The sequence below is a fragment of the Paenibacillus sp. SZ31 genome (assembly GCF_012912005.1).
GTDB lineage: Bacteria > Bacillota > Bacilli > Paenibacillales > Paenibacillaceae > Paenibacillus.
In genome coordinates, this window is record NZ_JABBEA010000007.1 from 110935 (window position 1) to 130320 (window position 19386).

The 19386-nt window shown below is 45.2% G+C and carries 20 protein-coding genes and 1 riboswitch; of the genes, 3 read left to right on the forward strand and 17 right to left on the reverse strand.

Annotation, left to right across the window (positions count from 1 at the left end):
* Positions 1 to 78 precede the first annotated feature (78 nt).
* Together HF638_RS15620 and pdhA are read right to left on the reverse strand one after the other, a co-directional pair.
* Positions 79 to 1056 carry an alpha-ketoacid dehydrogenase subunit beta gene (locus tag HF638_RS15620; RefSeq protein ID WP_017688073.1) on the reverse strand — a complete coding sequence of 326 codons (978 nt, stop codon included), beginning with the start codon at positions 1054 to 1056 and terminating at the stop codon, positions 79 to 81.
* A 101-nt stretch (positions 1057 to 1157) separates the two neighbouring features.
* A complete protein-coding gene (gene pdhA / locus HF638_RS15625; RefSeq protein ID WP_017688072.1) occupies positions 1158 to 2225 on the reverse strand; it encodes a pyruvate dehydrogenase (acetyl-transferring) E1 component subunit alpha in 1068 nt (355 codons plus the stop codon).
* Positions 2226 to 2481: 256 nt separating this feature from the next.
* Here pdhA and HF638_RS15630 point away from each other — a divergent pair, with 256 nt between their 5' ends.
* The gene (locus tag HF638_RS15630) at positions 2482 to 3216 is read left to right on the forward strand and encodes an alpha/beta hydrolase (protein ID WP_169481028.1); all 735 of its coding nucleotides are present in this window, start codon (positions 2482 to 2484) and stop codon (positions 3214 to 3216) included.
* Between the two features lie 163 nt (positions 3217 to 3379).
* Here HF638_RS15630 and HF638_RS15635 read toward each other — a convergent pair whose 3' ends face one another.
* Together HF638_RS15635 and HF638_RS15640 are read right to left on the reverse strand one after the other, a co-directional pair.
* Positions 3380 to 3850: a low molecular weight protein-tyrosine-phosphatase gene (locus HF638_RS15635; RefSeq protein ID WP_169481029.1), complete on the reverse strand. Its 471-nt coding sequence runs from the start codon at positions 3848 to 3850 to the stop codon at positions 3380 to 3382.
* Position 3851: 1 nt separating this feature from the next.
* A complete protein-coding gene (locus tag HF638_RS15640; RefSeq protein ID WP_169481030.1) occupies positions 3852 to 4553 on the reverse strand; it encodes a trimeric intracellular cation channel family protein in 702 nt (233 codons plus the stop codon).
* Between the two features lie 131 nt (positions 4554 to 4684).
* Here HF638_RS15640 and HF638_RS15645 point away from each other — a divergent pair, with 131 nt between their 5' ends.
* Together HF638_RS15645 and HF638_RS15650 are read left to right on the forward strand one after the other, a co-directional pair.
* A complete protein-coding gene (locus HF638_RS15645) occupies positions 4685 to 5326 on the forward strand; it encodes a thiamine diphosphokinase (protein WP_169481031.1) in 642 nt (213 codons plus the stop codon).
* Between the two features lie 296 nt (positions 5327 to 5622).
* Entirely contained in the window at positions 5623 to 6123 is a 501-nt protein-coding gene (locus HF638_RS15650; protein ID WP_169481032.1) for a C40 family peptidase, read from the forward strand.
* A gap of 108 nt (positions 6124 to 6231) precedes the next feature.
* On the opposite strand, the gene HF638_RS28910 is transcribed toward HF638_RS15650, so the two are convergent.
* The 13 genes from HF638_RS28910 to HF638_RS15715 form a co-directional block, all read right to left on the reverse strand.
* Positions 6232 to 6936, reverse strand: a complete 705-nt coding sequence (locus HF638_RS28910) for a winged helix-turn-helix domain-containing protein (RefSeq protein WP_169481033.1) — start codon at positions 6934 to 6936, stop codon at positions 6232 to 6234.
* 118 nt (positions 6937 to 7054) lie between these two features.
* Positions 7055 to 8107: a ThiF family adenylyltransferase gene (locus tag HF638_RS15660; RefSeq protein ID WP_169481034.1), complete on the reverse strand. Its 1053-nt coding sequence runs from the start codon at positions 8105 to 8107 to the stop codon at positions 7055 to 7057.
* The gene (locus HF638_RS15665; protein ID WP_169481160.1) at positions 8104 to 8871 is read right to left on the reverse strand and encodes a thiazole synthase; all 768 of its coding nucleotides are present in this window, start codon (positions 8869 to 8871) and stop codon (positions 8104 to 8106) included. The genes HF638_RS15660 and HF638_RS15665 overlap by 4 nt, the downstream gene beginning before the upstream one ends.
* A 2-nt stretch (positions 8872 to 8873) precedes the next feature.
* Positions 8874 to 9077 carry a sulfur carrier protein ThiS gene (gene thiS / locus HF638_RS15670; RefSeq protein ID WP_062834883.1) on the reverse strand — a complete coding sequence of 68 codons (204 nt, stop codon included), beginning with the start codon at positions 9075 to 9077 and terminating at the stop codon, positions 8874 to 8876.
* Positions 9074 to 10336, reverse strand: coding sequence for a glycine oxidase ThiO (gene thiO, locus HF638_RS15675; RefSeq protein ID WP_169481035.1), 1263 nt, complete (start codon positions 10334 to 10336; stop codon positions 9074 to 9076). Before thiO ends, thiS begins: the two co-directional genes overlap by 4 nt.
* Entirely contained in the window at positions 10258 to 10911 is a 654-nt protein-coding gene (locus HF638_RS15680) for a thiamine phosphate synthase (RefSeq protein ID WP_169481036.1), read from the reverse strand. Before HF638_RS15680 ends, thiO begins: the two co-directional genes overlap by 79 nt.
* Before the next feature lie 236 nt (positions 10912 to 11147).
* Positions 11148 to 11257: riboswitch (TPP riboswitch) on the reverse strand.
* 75 nt (positions 11258 to 11332) lie between these two features.
* A complete protein-coding gene (locus HF638_RS15685; protein ID WP_036613631.1) occupies positions 11333 to 12883 on the reverse strand; it encodes an ABC-F family ATP-binding cassette domain-containing protein in 1551 nt (516 codons plus the stop codon).
* Between the two features lie 137 nt (positions 12884 to 13020).
* Positions 13021 to 14004: a hypothetical protein gene (locus HF638_RS15690; protein WP_169481037.1), complete on the reverse strand. Its 984-nt coding sequence runs from the start codon at positions 14002 to 14004 to the stop codon at positions 13021 to 13023.
* A complete protein-coding gene (locus HF638_RS15695) occupies positions 13991 to 14542 on the reverse strand; it encodes a hypothetical protein (protein WP_169481038.1) in 552 nt (183 codons plus the stop codon). Before HF638_RS15695 ends, HF638_RS15690 begins: the two co-directional genes overlap by 14 nt.
* A complete protein-coding gene (locus HF638_RS15700; RefSeq protein WP_169481039.1) occupies positions 14539 to 14937 on the reverse strand; it encodes a hypothetical protein in 399 nt (132 codons plus the stop codon). The genes HF638_RS15695 and HF638_RS15700 overlap by 4 nt, the downstream gene beginning before the upstream one ends.
* A gap of 16 nt (positions 14938 to 14953) precedes the next feature.
* The gene (locus HF638_RS15705) at positions 14954 to 15439 is read right to left on the reverse strand and encodes a hypothetical protein (protein ID WP_062834890.1); all 486 of its coding nucleotides are present in this window, start codon (positions 15437 to 15439) and stop codon (positions 14954 to 14956) included.
* A gap of 62 nt (positions 15440 to 15501) precedes the next feature.
* Positions 15502 to 17568 (reverse strand): hypothetical protein, encoded by a 2067-nt coding sequence (locus HF638_RS15710; protein ID WP_169481040.1) that lies wholly within the window; start codon positions 17566 to 17568, stop codon positions 15502 to 15504.
* Positions 17558 to 19384, reverse strand: coding sequence for an ATPase, T2SS/T4P/T4SS family (locus HF638_RS15715; RefSeq protein WP_169481041.1), 1827 nt, complete (start codon positions 19382 to 19384; stop codon positions 17558 to 17560). Before HF638_RS15715 ends, HF638_RS15710 begins: the two co-directional genes overlap by 11 nt.
* Positions 19385 to 19386 lie beyond the last annotated feature (2 nt).

Consider the following 19386-nt stretch of genomic DNA (forward strand, 5'->3'; position numbering starts at 1 on the left):
CTAATGGCTGTTTACAGTGCAGCTTGCGCCGCGGTGTGAATCACCATACTGCGCCTTGCGGCATGTCAGATGATTAAATTAGAAATTTACGACTTTGTTAACCGCAGCAACGATACGCGCTGGGTTAGGCAGCCAAGAATCTTCGATTTGTGCAAAAGGATATACAGTATCCGGACCAGCTACACGCAGAACCGGTGCTTCCAAGTGCAGGATTGCTTTTTCATTGATTTGGGCAATGACTTCAGCTGCAACACCTGCGCTCTTTTGAGCTTCCTGTACAACAATTGCACGGTTTGTTTTCTTAATAGAAGCAACGATGGTATCGATGTCGATCGGGCTAACCGTACGAAGGTCGATAACTTCAACTTTGATTCCTTGTTTTTCGAGTTCATCTGCTGCTTTCACAGAAGTGTGAACCATCATACCGTAAGTAATGATCGTTACATCAGAACCTTCACGAACAACGTTCGCTTTGCCCAACTCAACAACGTAATCTTCTTCAGGCACTTCTGCACGGAAAGCATGGTACAAGTTCAAGTGCTCCATGAAGAATACAGGATCGTTATCGCGAATAGAAGCGATCATCAGACCTTTTGCATCGTAAGGGTTAGAAGGAACAACTACTTTGATACCTGGTGTTTGCGTAAGCAGACCTTCCAGGGAATCTGTATGCAATTCTGCCGCTTTTACACCGCCACCGAATGGTGTACGGAATACGATTGGAGAATTGTATTTTCCACCGGAGCGGAAACGCATACGAGCAGCTTGTACTACCATTTGGTCAAGGGCTTCGAAGATAAAACCAACGAATTGGATCTCAGCAACCGGACGGAAGCCTTGTACACCCAAACCTACAGCCAGACCACCAATAGCGGACTCAGCCAATGGTGTATCAAATACACGCTCTTCGCCAAACTCTTTTTGCAGACCTTCCGTTACACGGAAAACGCCGCCTACATTACCTACGTCTTCACCGAAAAGCAGAACGTTAGGATCACGTTTCAACTCCACGCGAAGCGCATCACGGATTGCTTCTTTCATGTTCATTTGTGCCATTTGCTTCATTTCCTCCTTAAACATTGACAGTTCACATTTGAATTCGTACATGTATACCGGGACATTAAAGTCGCGGATGTTTATGCTTTATCGGAAAAAACTTATTGGAAATCAGCTTTTTGCTCTTCCAAGTGCTTAGGCGTTTGTTCGAACATGCTGTCGATCAAGCCTGAAATCGTCATTTTCTCGGTTTTTTCCGCTTTTTTGATCTCTTCATTTACTTTAGCTTTTGCTTCTTCTTTCACACGTGCTGTATCTTCTTCAGTCCACAGACCTTTTTTCTCCAGATATTTAGCGAAACGTGCGATAGGATCTTTAGCAGACCATTCTGCCTCTTCTTCTTTTGTACGATACTTGGAAGCATCATCCGAAAGGGAGTGAGGACGGAAACGGTATGTTACTGCTTCGATCAATGTTGCGCCTTCTCCGTTACGTCCACGCTCAGCAGCTTCCTGAACAGCTTTGATAACAGCGAAGATGTCCATACCGTCAACTTTAACACCTTTGATGCCTGCTGCTACCGCTTTGTGAGCGATGGACAGAGCTGCTGTTTGTTTAGCAAAAGGAGTTGTGATGGCATAACCATTGTTTTGTACGAAGAAGATAACAGGCAATTTGTATACACCAGCATAGTTCAGACCTTCATAGAAGTCACCTTCAGAAGAACCGCCATCACCTGTGTATGTGATAACAACTTGTTTTTGTTTCTTCAATTTGTAACCCATTGCGATACCCATTGCGTGCAGGATTTGTGCACCAATGATGATTTGTGGCATCAATACATTAACGCCATCTGGAATTTGTCCACCATGTTGGTGTCCACGGGAGTACAAGAATGCTTGATAAAGAGGAAGTCCATGCCATACGAGTTGCGGAATGTCACGATAGCCAGGACATACAAAGTCTTCTTTTTCAATTGCAAATTCACTACCAACCATTGTAGCTTCTTGACCAGATACTGGAGCATAGAAACCAAGACGACCTTGACGGCCCAGGTTTACTGCACGGTCATCCCAAGTACGGGTAAATACCATGCGGTACATAATTTCTTTTAATTGATCATCGGAAAGTGTAGGCATCATGTCTTTGTTAACAATTTCGCCGTCAGGAGACAGCACGGACAGAGCTTCTACATCCTCTGTATACACTTCATAAGGAACCTTGCTCATTTTTTTCTTCACCTCAACAAAAAATTTGAATATCAAGTTCCGCTGTTATAATATTATTATACACCTGTTTCACTCCATACGTCAAAGAAATCCGTAATTTTTTTATGTTTCCTGCCGGATTGTATGTATAACAGGGGTTTAATATTGGTATAACAGCATAATACATGATTGCGTGTTTGACCTAACCCCGCACAAGGGTAATCTTACCGTATTGCGCGGTCGAATGCAAAAAATTAACCGAGAAAGGTGACGTTTTATGACGGATTCCCGCTATTTGAAACGTACGATTGTGAAGGAAGAGATTGAAAGTCGCTATCTCGGAGAGAAACGAACGCTCCGTATTTACCTTCCTCCGGGCTATAACGAATTACTCAGCTACCCTGTCGTTTATTGTCAGGATGGCGAAGAATTTTTCAATTTCGGGCGAATTGCTACAACAGCTAACCGAATTATTTTGGACGAAGGAGCCGAACCTTTCATTATTGTAGGGGTTCAGGTAGATGTGTCTGTGAGAACGCAGGAATATGCTCCATTTGGAGATCGGTTCAAGGCATATACCGCTTGCTTCGCTGAAGAGATTATTCCCTATATAGAAGAGAAATATCCTGTGCGTCGTTCTCCGCAGGAACGTGTTCTTGCCGGAGACTCGCTCGGTGGCAGTGTTTCGCTTCATCTTGCTCTGTTATATCCTGATCTGTTCACACGTGTCATTAGCATGTCTGGTGCCTTCTACTCCGCTTCTCAGGAAATCTATGCCGCAGGCGAAGATCTGTCCTGGCTCTCGATCTGGATGATCGTTGGTTTGCAGGAGACTGCCTTCCAAGCAGACACCGGTACGTATGATTTTGTACAATTGAACCGGGATACCCGTGATTTGCTGGAAAAACGAGGTGCTCTCGTCTCCTACCAGGAGAAAGACGGGAACCACCAATGGGGTTTTTGGCAAAATGAATTGCCAGAAGCATTGCTTTATTTTCTCCAAGAAGGATAAATGGACCACATCAACAGGCGGCTGAAATGCCGCTTTTGTTTCCTAACTAAATGATACCGCTTACATATGTAAATTGAAAAAGAAGCAGGATGTCCTGCTTGCTTGAGTACTCACTCCTGCTTCTTTGTCCGGCTACAAGTTAAGTATGAGTTCGTGTTATTAACTAGGCTAATGAATGTTCAGCTTCAATCTTTCTCAACAAAACATCGCAACCTGCATTAACCAACTCGTACACCTCTTCAAAATTGCCTGTGTGATACGGGTCTGGTACTTCTCTAAGCTTCTCATCCGGAAGCATGTCCATGAACTTGATGATGTCCGCCTCAGCTCCGCCTGGAACGTTGCGCACATTATCTGCATTAGAATTATCCATACACACAATGTAATCAAACTGAGTAAAGTCTTCGCTGGCGAATTGTCTCGCTGCCATGTTGGCATAAGAAATCTGGTATGAATCCAGCAAGTTCCGAGTCCCTTCATGCGGAGGTTTACCTACGTGCCAGTCCCCTGTACCCGCTGAGTCCACACGAATCTGATGTTCAAGCCCCTTCTCCAGAACTTTGTGACGCAGGACTGCTTCAGCCATTGGTGATCTACATATATTGCCCAGACATACAAACAAAACGTGAATCATATTAATCCCCCTTACTTAGCGTACCTTGAAGTACCGACGATGCTGGCTGTGTTACGATGCTCTCCGGCTGAGGATTGACGTTCCCCGTCCCCGATGGCACGAGCGAACGACGTGGCAGCTTCCATTTATAATGTACAGAACACATCCGGAAGAACACAACGGCCGCAAAACAAAGTAATAGCCCCACATTCGTTGTTAACCAACCCATACCTATGACAAAACCGGCTGTCATTGCCCATACAGCATAAATTTCATCACGCAATACAAGCGGTTTACGTCCAGCGAGCACATCACGAATAACGCCTCCACCAATACCGGTCATTACTGCTGCAACGATAACTGCACTAATGGGATGTCCCATATTTGCCGCGTATAATGCGCCTTGAATTGCAAATGCTGCGAGTCCGATTGCATCGAACAACGCCTCTGTTCGCTTCCAGTGACCAATCCACTTGAGTGGCAGCACAAACGCAATCGCGACAGATACCAAGGCCAACATAATAAGTGATCCCTGACTCCATAGTGTCGTTACAGGTATACCTATAAGTACATTCCGGATAATCCCGCCTCCGAATGCAGTCACAAGTCCAAGTACCAGTACGCCCAAAATGTCATATTCCTCTTCCATTGCTACGAAGGCACCGGACATTGCAAATGCGATGGTACCTATAATGCTGAATACTTCAAAAATGTGTAAGTCCAACCTGTTCAAACCTCACTTTTCAAGTCATCTCCGTGTCGCTCTACCCATTGTATCCGCGAGCACTGAAATTGTGCAACCACATTTTGTGGATTATACTGGTTTGGTGAAAGAATTAGGAAGGATGAAATAAAATGACGGTGAAACGGATTGTTATTTTTACAGGCGGAAATCTATCTGCGGAGTTACTTCAGGAAATACGAGATGATGACATGATCATCGCAGCTGATCGCGGTGCATTATTTTTGATCGAACATGGCATTCGGCCTCATATTGCAGTTGGAGATTTTGATTCTATTACTGAAGAGGAACTTACGATTGTTAGCAACAATAGCATTCAGTTTATTTCATGCGACCCTGTTCATAAGGATCTTACCGATACGGAAATGGCTTTTGAGACAGCGCTGGATCACGAACCTTCTCACATTCTGATGTTGGGTGCTACAGGTACTCGAATGGATCACACACTCGCTAATGTACATATTATGGTTCGCGCGATGCAGCATCATATTTCCTGTGTCATTCAGGACAAGCACAACTACATGACACTGACAACATCCAAAGCTGTGGTAGAACACCGGGACTATAAATATGTTTCTCTACTCCCCCTCACTCATGAGGTTACAGGAATAACTCTGGATGGTTTTATGTATCCACTGGATCAAGCCACCATTCGCATGGGACAATCCTTGGGTGTAAGCAACCAACTCTTAGGCACTTCCGGTACAGTCACCATCGATAGTGGCTTACTACTGATTATTCAGAGCAAAGATTGAATCTATTTGTGTGCTTTGTCGTTATTTATTACGTTTTTGTAACCAGTGATTTCGTGAAGAAAATAGGTTCCTACACAACAAAGACCCTTGATAACCAAGGGTCTTTTCTATTTCATCTTTGTTTACCATTCGTCAATGATTAATTTTTTGACATTTTTAATTGTATTTTAATAAACATACCCAAACCACTGTGGCGCAAGGGATCACACGTCCCTATCCAATTTCTAGGCTGTTACAAAGCTGTTATACTCGCTCTAGCAACTTAACGAAAACGAATTTTGGAGGTACTAACTAATATGAAAACAAACATCTTTGTCCAAAAGGCCGTAACCGTCGGGTTGTGCGCTACACTAGGTTTTGGAGCTGTACTAATGACTAACGCACCTGTTGCACAGGCCGCAACTGCATCTGTATCCACAGGTCAACAGATTGTTAACTATGGTAAACAATTTACTGGAACTCCATATAAATTTGGTGCTTCAACAACAACAACCAAAGTTTTTGACTGCTCTTCTTTTATGAAATATATTTTCAAAAAGTATGGTGTAGACTTGCCGCGCACTTCCGTGAAACAATCTAAAGAAGGCACAGCTGTGTCCAAAGCTAATCTGCGTGTAGGCGATCTGGTATTCTTCTCCAGCGGTAGCCGTTCTACTGGCTCCAACATCACTCATGTAGGCGTGTACGCAGGGAACGGAAAGATTCTGCATACGTATGGATCTCCAGGCGTAACCCTTTCGGATCTGAATTCCGGTACTTGGGAAAGAACGTATATTAAAGCTCGTCGTGTACTTTAGAATTATATATTGCTAAGAAGTAAAGACCGGACGAACTGTTCCGGTCTTTTTAATTACCCTTTTTTCGCCACACTCTAAACTGGAGTTTCATGGAATTCGATGATAAATCTAATTTTTATCATGAAGCATGTAACCGATCCCACGCACGGTATGAATCAGTTTCACACTTCTTCCCTTGTCCACCTTAACCCTCAGATGTTTGATATACACGTCCACTACGTTGGTATCCATGGCATACTCATACCCCCATACTTCCCGCAAAATATCACTCCGTGTACATGCTTCATTCACATGCAGGGCCAAGAATTCTAGCAATTCGTACTCTTTTGGCGTTAATGTCAGGTATTCACCCCCACGATTTACCCGCCTTGAACGCAAATTCACTTTAAGATCATGGACTACAATAACTTCTTCCCCCTCTGGTGTTGCATTTGCGAAAACACGCAATAAATTTCGTATTCTAGCCAGCATAACATTCAAGTGAACAGGTTCCTCCATTACATCATTAGCTCCATAATCCAGCCATTCCACGATGAATTGAGGAGATGCATTTGACGTGATAACCAGTAGAGGTACAACCTGACCTTTACCTATCCATTGTTTCAACTCTGCCTTCTGATCTTGTTGCCGATATACCTCCCCCTCATCCAAGTCTAGCAAGATGATCAGGTTAAATTTTGATAACGAATCCTCGACGGATTGGTTTAGTTCAGACCCTTTCTTTCGTTGCACCTCATACCCTTCGGCACATAATATGTCTTGAATAAGGCTGACCTGTTCTCCTGCTCCAATCAGCAAAATGGCTGTTTTCACTGTTTTTCACCCGGCCTGTCTCTGTCCCGCTGCTCGCAGCAATGGTTGGTACAGTTAGCATGCCGTAAAATGAAAAAGTCCATTCCCTCTAGGGAACAGACTTTGCTTCTTTCTTGCTTTAACCAAAGTAGCGGTGAACAAGCGTACGTGCTTCAGCTGTATCTTTGGTTCCGTGTACGAGTACACGTCCATCCTGGAAAATGACCATTCTGTGGACTCCTGTTGTAAAAGAAACCAGAAAAGGATTGGACTCCACTTTACCTTCCTGAAGTCTATCCAGGCGATCCGCCGTATGTTGAAGATCCAGATTCATGCGTCGAGCAGGTCGGATCTGAACCGTATCCCTGCCACATAGCACATCGGTTTTCTCCAGATTGGACGCAGAAAGATATGGATACGTTGCCGAATCTCCGCAGGAAGGACAGTCTTGCTTTTTCGCACCATCCACATTGATGGATATGTATTCGTTCCTCCACACGTCAAATGACAACAACTTGCGTCTCAAAGCATTCGCATTGCCGCTAAGCAACTTCATCGCCTCTGCGGTCTGATTCGCCGTTACCATCTGTACCGCTTGAGGTATGATACCAGACGTATCACAAGTATCTCCTCCCAGAGGGACTTCACCCAGCAAACAATTTAAACAGGGCGTATCTCCAGGCATAAACGTATAGGTAATGCCGTAACTGCCCACGCATCCACCATAAATCCAGGGAATACGGTACTTCTGTGCCATATCATTAATGAGTAGTCGGGTATCAAAGTTATCCGTTGCATCCATGATCAAGTCTGCATGCTGAATGAGTTCTTCCAATTCATCCACTCTGACATCCAACACTTTCCCTTGCACATGAACCGTGGAATTAATGGCAGATAAACGTTTTTCCGCCGCCATCGCCTTCGGCATCCGTTCAATTGCGTCCTGTTCTACATATAATTGCTGTCGCTGCAGATTACTCCACTCGACATAATCACGATCCACGATCGTTATGTGCCCGATTCCTGAACGAACTAACGTTTCTGCAATTCCTGTTCCCAGTGCACCAGCACCAACGATTAAAACTCTGCTGTCGCTCAATCTGGCCTGACCTTCCTTGCCCAGCGGCGCGTAGCGTTCCTGTCTGGAATACCGATCGGCCTGCTCGGAAGATGTTGATTGTTGATCTATCATGTATGAACCATTCCTTCCACCGGACTGCTGGCTGCTGCATAACGCTTCACAGGAATCATGCCTGCCTCATATGCCAGTCTACCTGCCTCTACCCCCATTCGCATCGCTTGAGCCATGCTCACCGGATCTCTTGATCCAGATACGGCTGTGTTCAACAATACGCCATCTGCACCAAGTTCCATCGCATAAGCAGCATCTTTGGGGGAGCGTAACCCTGCATCCACAATTACAGGTACAACGGCCTGCTCAATGATGATCTCAAGGTTATAGGGATTGATGATGCCTCTGCCAGCTCCGATGGGAGAAGCGCCTGGCATTACAGCATGTACGCCAAGCAGTTGCAGCCTTTTGGCCAGAATGACATCATCCGAAATATAAGGCAATACAGTGAAGCCCTTTTCAAGCAAAATTTCGCAAGCCTTGTACGTTTCAATCGGATCTGGGAGCAATGTAATTCCATCTCCAATGACTTCGACTTTTATCATATCACAAAGTCCCGAAGCCCGCGCAAGCTCGGCAATTCGCACCGCCTCTTCCGCAGTGGAAGCCCCAGCTGTATTCGGAAGAAGCGTGTATTGGTCCAGATCCAACGTATCCAGGAAATGCTTCTGGTTACGCTCCTCCAGATTCAGACGACGAACAGCAAAGGTTAAAACTTCCGTTTTAGAAGCTTCCACAGCCTGACTTTGCACTTCCAGATCCGAAAACTTGCCTGTTCCGAGCAACAATCTGGACTCAAACGTATATTTCCCAATGTTCAACATCATCAACCGCCTCCTACAAAATGTACAATCTCGATTCGATCGCCTTCTCTTAATGCCGTCGTCTCATGATACTCACGCGTTAAAATATGCCTGTTCAGCTCAACAACTACAGTCTTGACTTGTAGGTCAAAAGATTGGAGCAGTTTATCCACACGATTCAATCTGTCCTCTATCTCCATCCGTTGACCATTAACGATGATATTCAATGCACCACTCCCTTTCTGTTTAATCGCTCAGGGCTCAGCGCCTCAATTCCGAGTTCTTCTGAGCTTTTGCCCACGAGCAATTCAGCGATTAATCTGCCAGTTATCGCACTGAGCAAAATACCGTTACGGTAATGTCCAAAAGCGGCAAACAGCCCGGGAACACTTTCGCAAGCACCTATATAAGGCAGCCCATCCGGAGTTGCCGGCCTTACGCCTGCCCATGCTCGCAAAAATTGTGCTTCTTTCATCCCAGGTACCCAGTGGGTAGCCGCTGTTAACAGCTTCTGAACACCCTGTACAGAAACATTCAGATCCGTTCTGCCTGACAGACTGGTTGCCCCGAGCCAAACCTCTCCATTGGCTTTGGGAACAATATAGATATCTTCTGCGTACACCGTTCTGTCAGGTCTGTACCCTGCATGTTCAGCTGAGAACTGCACGGCGGCTATTTCTCCTTTTACCGACCACACAGGCAAGCTTAGATTCATATGTCTCATCAAATCTTCACTCTGTAATCCAGCCGCTATAACGACATGTTTGCATGTCATCTCACCGGTCGATGTGGTAATTCCCTGCACACCGTATTCGTTTGCTTGCACACGTATATCCTTTATGCCCTCCATAACCCGCGCTCCCATTGCTTGAGCGGATTCAGCGTAAGCCTTTGTTAGATGGACCGGAAGAACCTCACTCTCGTAAGGCCTATAGTAGGCTCCATACGTATCTCTGTTAAGCCATGATGCCTCCTGCTGCACAGCGTAACGATCCCACCACACCTCATCAGCAGACAACGCAGACCTCCGATTGTCCTTATAACTGCTTAATTCACTGTATGAACGAAAAGGGGTTAGGAATCCATGGCGTTGCAGACCAGTCTCTACCTCGCTGAGGGTAGTCATTAGCACCTGTTGCTCATGAAGTAACTGCCTGCTCTGCCTGGCAAGCTTAGCCATCAAAGGATGGGCAAAATCCTCACTGTCTGCCGCCAGCATTCCAGCTGCTGCGCACGAAGTTCCTCCCGCGATTGCTGAACGCTCTACCAACAATACATCCTGTCCACGGGAAGCAAGCTCATATGCAATGGCACATCCAACAACGCCTCCGCCTACAACAATCGTTTCGGCATGAATCTTATTCGGTCTATCAGTAATGATCTCTTTCACCATCTCATCTCCTTGATTCAGCGGATCAGACTTTTTGTATCCACGATAGCCTGCCTTAATGATGCAGCGGCCCGATCCGGTGAATCGCTCGCCCACACATTCGAGATCACGGCGACTCCCTGTGCCCCTGCGGAGCGAATCGCGTGAATGTTTCCCGGTTCAACGCCCCCAATCGCAATGACAGGAATGGAGACTCCCCTGCACACCTCAGCAAGAGCAGATAACCCTCTTGGTTCAAGATCCGGCTTACTGTTAGTTGCGTAGACATGCCCGAAGAAAAGGTAATTGGCTCCCCGTTCTTCAGCGTTTTTTGCCTCATCGATTGAATGAACAGATACACCCAGACGAACTCGCTGCACATTGCTTATGCCATCATTGTTGTAGTTACGTATAGCCTCTTGCCCCCAGTGCACACCACCATAAATTTCATTTTGTGGGGACAGCTCTGATCCATTGATAACAATGCGGCAAGACGGAACCCCAGCACCACACAGAATTTCAGCCCAACCGACCTTTTCTTGCCATGTGAGTTGTTTCTCTCGTATGTGAATATAGTCTACCCATGGCCAAACGTCCTTTGCAGCTTTTACAAAAGATGCTTGATCCCCTGCACCCGTAGATACAACATGCAATTCAAATGATTCTTGAACATGTTCATGAGAAATTACCATACTGTTCATCTCCTTCCATGCGTGAATGCTATGAAAACACAAAAAAGCCACTCCCGTAGGGGAGTGGCTGCGTATTAATTATTGGACCAGATGACTGACTGATGCATACAGTTCATTTCGTGCGATACAGTTATAGACCTTATAGCCATAACGTTATACACGCAACTGCATGTTTCAATTCGTTAAGCAGACGGTTGAAATCCTTCGAATTGCCGTTTGCTAACGTCATTCACTGAAAAACGCGCTCGCCACTTCCCTACGCTGGTATGATCCAGATCAGGTGCAAAGGGTCCGGAATCGCATTCTTCCATCTCAGCCGCATCGTGCGGCCCCCCTAGTGTTCATATGAAGTTGTAGCCTATATTACCATAGACGGATTTTTTTGTCACCGTTCATTTCTGTTAAACGTTGCTTGAATTGTCTAGTTTTTCTCAGACCATTCTTCAACATTCCATGTTTTCGTGACCCAACCCTCGTAGAAATCAGGTTCATGAGATACCAGCAACACCGTTCCCTTGAACTCTTGCAAGGCACGCTGTAACTCAGCTTTAGCTGTGACATCCAGATGGTTCGTCGGCTCATCGAATAGAATCCAGTTGCTCTCACGCATCAAGAGCTTGCATAAACGGACCTTGGCTTGTTCTCCACCACTCAGCATGTTAAGCGGACGAGTAATGTGCTCATTTTTCAACCCACAGCGAGCGAGATGACCCCGGACTTCATTTTGAGTCAAATGTGAAAACTCATTCCAGACATCCTCAATCGGCGTGATATTCCCAGCACGAACTTCCTGCTCAAAATAGGCCGTTTCGAGATAATCTCCCAAGAAAGTCTTTCCACTGAGTGGAGATATTTTTCCCAAGATGGTTTTCAGCAGTGTCGATTTACCCACACCATTACAACCTACGATGGCAATTTTCTCACCGCGTTCAATCGTCATTGTCATCTTAGGCAGTAAAGGATACGTATATCCAATTTCAAAATCAATACCCTCAAAGACCGTTTTACTGCTCGCGCGGGCATCCTTGAATTTGAACGTTGGTTTGGCCGCCTCATCTGGACGATCAATACGTTCAATCCTGTCCAGCTGCTTCTCCCGGCTCTTCGCTCGACCTGAAGTTGAAGCACGTGCCTTATTACGCTGAATGAAATCTTCCTGCTTCTTGATGTACTCTTGCTGCTTCTCGTACGCATCAATATGCTGGGCTTTATTCATATCCGCCATCTCCAGGAACTTGTTATAGTTCGCTGCATATCGAGTTAATTTAGCAAATTCCAAATGATAAATGACATTTACGACTTCATTCATGAATTCCGTATCATGAGAGATTAGAAGAAACGCATGAGGGTAGTCCTTCAGGTAACGCGACAACCATTCAATGTGCTCTACGTCCAAATAGTTGGTCGGCTCATCCAGCAATAGAGCTGTAGGTTTCTCGAGCAGAAGCTTGGCAAGAAGCACCTTCGTACGTTGTCCACCACTTAGAGCTGCGACATCTCGATCAAGACCAATTGCAGACAAACCAAGACCATTGGCCATCTCTTCAACTTTTACGTCAATCAGATAAAAATCGCCCTGCTCCAGTTGTTCCTGAATATCACCCATCTCTTCCAGTAACTGCTCCAGCTTATCTGGATCTGCGTCTGCCATCTGGTCCGTAATATTCATCATTTCTTTTTCCAATTCAAGCAACGGAAGGAATGCATCCTTAAGCACGTCACGAATGGTTTTGCCTGGCGTAAGCTTCGTGTGCTGATCCAGATATCCATAACGGACCTTAGGTGTCCATTCGACTTTTCCACTGTCTTTAAGCAATTTACCGGTAAGGATGTTCATTAGTGTGGATTTACCTACACCATTGGCACCCACTAGTCCTACGCGCTCTCCTGCAAGTAAGCGAAACGATACATTTTTAAATAACGTGCGATCTCCAAAATTGTGACTCACGTTCTCTACTGACAATAAACTCATAAGATGAGGTTGCTCCTATCTATTAACATTACTTTTGTTATTGTTCCGAAACCCTATTCTAGCACAGGTCCCGTCTTTTCTGAAAGTAATGTAAACATAACAGGAACCTCTTCCATGATTTTGTCATTCAGGCTACGCTACCGATTAGAGCAGTTATATTCGAAATAACCTTGTGCAGCTGCTTGTCTTGCGTCTGTGAACACCTCTTCGGCACGGTAAGCATTACCACATGTGGAGGGATAGTAGTACTTGATACCCGTTAAAGGATCTATCCCACCTACAATGGCCGTTTTCTTCACTAGTCTGCCTCCACCAATCGCATAATTGTTGATCTTCTGATCACCCACACCTATACCCTGGATAAAGGCCATAATCCCTGTATCGTTAATGGAGTTGTACCAATCTTCCTGCGCAATCAGGGGCATCGTAAACGTATAGGAAATACCGTTCTTTCTGGCAAACTCATTATGACGGTTAATCACATCAGCCAGATCATCCTGCACAGTGCTTACAATTCGGCTTCGTCTAACTTGCTCAAATACATCGGCATCCTGAAGTAAAGGAATTTGAGTGCTAGCAGCGAGTTCTTTTTGAAACCCCTCAACCCATTTCCCTGCATTTGCGTCATAGGCATATACGTAGTCGTCCAGTGTAAAGTTAATACTGCTGCCATTTGAATCTGAGTATGTATAAGGTTTCTTGGGGCTCCACACTTGCCGGAAAGAATCTTCACGGTTACCTGTCAACTCTGTTTCTGTGGACAACATATAAAAGCCGTCGTAATCCATAATAACTACGGCAGGAATGTAATTAAACATGTTTCGAATAGCTGCAGGATCATCCTGAATCCCCATATTCAAAGCCAGCGTCTGCGTAAATGTCAACAAAGCAAGCTCCTTGTCCGCTTTAACAAACTTGGTTGAATCATAACCTGCTTCATCATTTTGTTTCTCATTCTGATGCATGACTGCACCTGCATCCATGACTGCGGTTTGAAGTGCAGATCTGTATCGTTGGCCAAGATATTGAGCCTCCTCGGCATCTTGCGTATGGAGTGAGATGATCCAGAAGAGCGGGAAGAAGATCAGTACGAATACAATGGATAGCTCAGTAATCTTCATTAAGGACCATACCTCCGTATGTGACAAATACCGCTGAAGCCTGTGTTGTACCACTCAACCATTCACGAATGAGCATTGAAGGTGTACGATTTGTATTTTGGAGCGTCACGGTGAAAAAATCCCCTGTCGTCAACGTATATCTTCGGCCAGGATCATCAGCTGGTATCACACCTGAGGATGGGAATAGCCTATCTCGAATCTGAGCTGAATAATATCCATCCTGTACAACCTCGTAAGTTCCGGTAAAACTGTTATTGTCCATCGGGTCTGTATAGTGAGGTACATATTTCTTATGTAAATGTTCCATCGACACCTCATACACATTGCCCGTCTGAGCCAGTTGCTCCTCAAACTCAGCCAACATTCGAGGTGAAATATACCCTTTTGTTCGAACAGCATCGACAAAACGTGTTACATTCTGAACCGCCGTCATACGTGCTATATCATCCTGCCGATCCGCTGTTTCAGCAGTTGGATACACATAGAGCAGAAGGACTGCGAGCAATACGGCGAATAGCTTGGATGCGGCATTAATCAATTCACACTGGCCTCCTTCCAAAAAACAATCTTGAGCAGTTCTCCAGTTTCATTTCGTATAAACTCAGGGCTGTAGGTGGCATCGAGCTGGACAGGAATTGTTGCTGTTTTGCTGACAAGAGGATCGATCACATACGAAGTCCCATCTACCTCCACAGGAATGCCTGTACCTGTCATCTGCCTCACGGTATGCAACACTTCTGCACCACTATACTGATCCGGATCAGTGGTATGCAGTGTTGTTGTCAGTCGACCTTCCAAACCTGCTGTTGTCTGTACTCGTTCGTTCAAAGCCGCTGATAAAATCTTAACATTCTGTTGCCCGTACAGGCAGGCTGTCACAAACAGGACAACCGCCGTACAAAACAACATAAGATGCTGGGTATTCTGGGACATGTGAAACCAACTCCTGTCAGGATTGCTGGAAGATCAGCCCTCTTACCACGTTGGAACGGTCTTTTACGATAATGGCTTTGAATTTACCACTTGGATTGACATATTGATTATCTTTTTCACTCATGGTCTGGTTAATAATCCCCACTTTATCGTCAGGTGCAATAACCGAGCCGTAGTCCGCATTATTGAGATCCTGTGAAATATTCAATTGATTGCCGTACCATTGACCCGCTTTATTTTTACCTGTAATAACTTGAATACCGAACTGATCCTTGTCCGCATATTTACGCAGCGCATTGGTAACCTGTGATCCACTGATCGTTGTTCCGTCATACACTGTAAATGCAGCCTGGGACAACTCGGTCTGGATATCAGCAAAATTGTTCTGGGCCGTCTTGGTTGCCTCCTGAGCCGAAATAAATAATAGAACTACAATTGTGATCAGAGCGATCGTCAAGAATATCCCTGCTGCCACCTTTAAAGCGCTTGATGCATTGTTCATGATAAATCCTCCCAAGTTATAAGTGATTAAACTATTTCAGACTGTTACACAGATGAATTGTGCTACAGTTTCTGAATTTGCTCATAATAAATGTTCATCTGCAAGAAGCTCATACCAACCAATGGAATGACCAGATACAAAAAGATAAGGGCATACATAGGTGTAAATCCGATGGTTCTCCCCCATGATGCTTTTACATCAATCATTTTGCTGTATTCCTGCTTGCGTTGTTCAAAATAGAATGCCATCATGCTCTCAAGATCATCGAAGGCTTCACGTATTGAGATTTTGCCAAGGGCAAGCTGCAATTTATCCACCAGTCGCTGAAACTCGGGCAAGCCCGCCTCTTCCTTCAATTGTTCAAGTGCAAGCTCTGGCCCATGTTCAAAATGCAACAAACATTTTTGCAGCGGACGCTTGAAAATGACGGCAAATCGATTAAGCCACTCCAATATCTCCTCCACTGACATCCGGTCCATCTCACGCAAAATGGAAATCACCGTCTGAAATTGATAGATTTCATGTCGCATATCCAACCTGCGCATTTTCCGCTGAAATAACATGAGCCATACGGGCATGTAGTACCCTGCTACACCCATGACAATCGCTATAATCATCTCCCACCAGCGTACATATTGCTTGTTATACACCTCAAGTTTTTGCATAATGCGCGCGATCGTCTCAGCCTGGGTGTCATGGTCCAGCTGAACGGGAGATAGCTGTTGTAACGCTTTGGAGATGTCTTCGTATGTAGCTCCTCGGTTCATTTCTACACTTTCAAGCACGGATTGATCCAACGCTGTTTTTTCCTCAGCCTTCCTGAGATCCGCTTCAGCCATTGCTCCAAACATTCGGTCATCCCGGATCGGATCATGCAAGATGTGATTACGTTCAACCTGATGCAACAGCAAGATACAGCCCATTGTAAGAACCAAACAACCTGCGAATAACATCACTCGACGAATGGCAAGCCATTCGTATTTCAGCTCCGAGCTGCTCTCCCTCATCAGTCGTATCGTTTGGCTGTACTGTGTACTGCCAGGTTTCGCCGCAAACAACATCGCCAATTTCCGTATGAAAGTTTGCTTGTACAGAAACTGATCCAACCATGAATGCTTATGCCCTGACCGGTAACGGGTCTCATCGTATTGCTGGAGCCTTTGGAGAAGCAAATAAGCAAGGATAATGATCACATAGATCGATATTTTGGTAACAAAACCGATTTTACTGCGATAAAATTCATCCATCGTTGGGAAACTGACTCTAGCCCAGCGTTCGATCGGAGCGGTGAATAATACCGGAGCGAGCGCGATGATATTAAGTCCTTTGAGCAGGTAATCCAATTTATCACGCCGCAAAATCTCCAAATGAATCTCCTGAGTCAGATTACCAAGTCCCTTGAGATAGATAGATCCTTGTGCTCTGTCCTTATCCCCGAACTCCATGACCATATAGGAAACGCCTGCAAATCCTTTTAGAAAACGGTTAGGAGCCACTTCATAATAACGCTCAAGTGCTTCATTCGGATCTGGAGAAGTTAGGGCTTCATAGATCAGTCTTACCTGTTCCGCTGCTTCTCCTGTACCTGCTTCAGCAGCTTCATAGAGCGCTTCCTCAACCATGCCATGCTGATGATACCGATGCCTTACATCTGCAAATAGATCCAGCATCTGCACCAGCAACCTTTTCTCCATACGACTGAGGCACATATCCAACACCAGGCTGTTTAGCACCACAGCACAGAGCACGGACAATATTACAAAAGCGATACCCGGCTGCAGAAGAAACAGAATGACACTTATGCCTCCATAGCCACCTAGGATAATGAGAACTACTGTCATCGTCAGTCTTCGGAGTGAAGGCTCATCCCCAATGTGGCGAAATGAAATACGCTTCTGTACTTGTAGAATATAGGCTGATAACAGTGGGACTTTCATTCCAAAGCGGTAGGACTGTAACAATAGGGATCCCAGTCCCTTGAATCCCTTGCCGCCGGGAGTTAGAATAACGCCGGATTGACTTGTTGGACCACCTCCTCTGCGACGTAACACACCTAAAACCAGAAGTGTGATCAGCAGTCCTCCTGCACAAATACTTAATACGAGGAGCAGAATCCATTTAATTGTCATGCTGATCACCCCAGTGTTGCTTCATAAACTGTTCAAATCTCTCAGCATCCTGCAAAGTCATCTGTTCTCGCATATCCATCATGCATCCCGCAGATATTGGAGCTGTCGCAACGTACTCTCCATCTCTGTACTCCACAACATTACGAAATGTAAAACCTGCCCTCTCTTCCACGCTGTCACCTTGATTCGCACGAGGAAGACACTCCGTAATACGTTCGATATATCTTCGTCCCTCAGCATCTTTCTTCATATGAACATCGAAATTAATGACACTTACAACCTGCTCCTCAGCAATATGTTCATGTTGGAACATGCCTGTCTTGAGCAAGGAATTACGCAGGGAGAAGACCAGATCACGAAATGTTTTGGCATGGTGGGTAAACAGAGTGAACAGACTGGCAACCTGGGACATTTGAATCATCCATGCAGCTACTTCATCGCTCGCAACCTCACCGAGAATATTGACGGTACCATCCGTCTTTTTCTGCAAATCAAGCCCTTGTTGACCTGAAATGTGTTCGGTCTCTCGGAAACTCAAAATATTACGTCGGCTATAGATCCGTCTTAATTGAAGTTCGAACGCCATCTCCTGCACCCGAAGGGTATACGATGCATAGATGTGTTTGACCATAGCCATAAGCAACGTCGTTTTACCAGATCCCTGTGCCCCGGTTACAGCTGTAATCCGACTTCCTTTCATCAGGTATTGAAGCAATGTAATTGGCAGATTTGCGTTGTTACCCGTAACCAATTGTTCAAGTGAAGCATTCGGAATATCGAACTTCCGGACGAAGAACGCCCATGATTCTGCAAAAGGAGGACGAACCACAACGACACGAGAGCCGTCCTTCATCTCATTCACTTTGTATCCACTAGCTTCCGACAACTGTCCCGGATAATTGTATTTGTATATATTCTGGCATACCCGTTTCAGTTCACGGATGCTGCCGAAGGACAGAAAGGACAGATGAATGGACTTACCTTTATAGAAAACCCATACACTTCCCATCCCGCTAAGCGGTTCTTCATGTGCATCATCCTCAAGTCCCTGCTCCAGCAAATCATTCCATGATGCGGGTTTTCGAATTCCCATATTATGAACAGTATCCAGCATACCGCTGACACCACCACTAACGCCGTCAATACGTTGGTCTCTTATCTCATCAACAACAGAGAATCCTTTATAATGCTGATAGATACGTTGCACGATGATATCCGTCTTTTCTCTGAATCCAAGCTCCCGATATTCACACTCGAACACATACTGAATATCCTCCTCAGAGATATAATAACTTCCTCCGTCGTCCGAACCTTCCTCCATTCTCAGCCTGCCAAGATCGTAGGTATCAATCATTCGGGAAAGAGCATCCACACCGAATTGCTGTCGGTACAGATAGAACACAATTTCGAATCGGTCCTGGATCGTCAACAAATCTGGTTCTGCAAACAAAATTACTTCATCTACATTTGATTTGTTCAGGCCTATGCTTCGGGTCAGCAGATCCCCTATCAAGTTTTTGACATATGTTTTGTCGCTGACACTGCCTGAGACACAGCTTTTCAGGGCTTTTCTCATCTCGGCACGTTGATTGATTCTTCGACGATATTCTTCTTCGTGCAGACCCGCATCCGCGAGTTGACTATGACTAAGCTCGTGAAGTGAGTTCTTCACCTTCTCTATCAACATATCAATCGTGAACGATTCCTGTTCAGGAACACGAGCATTTTTTTCACGAAGAAACGTTCTATACTTGAACCAGAGATAGGTCAGACACAGAATCAAAATTAAACTTATCCATATGGTATTCCAGAGCATTG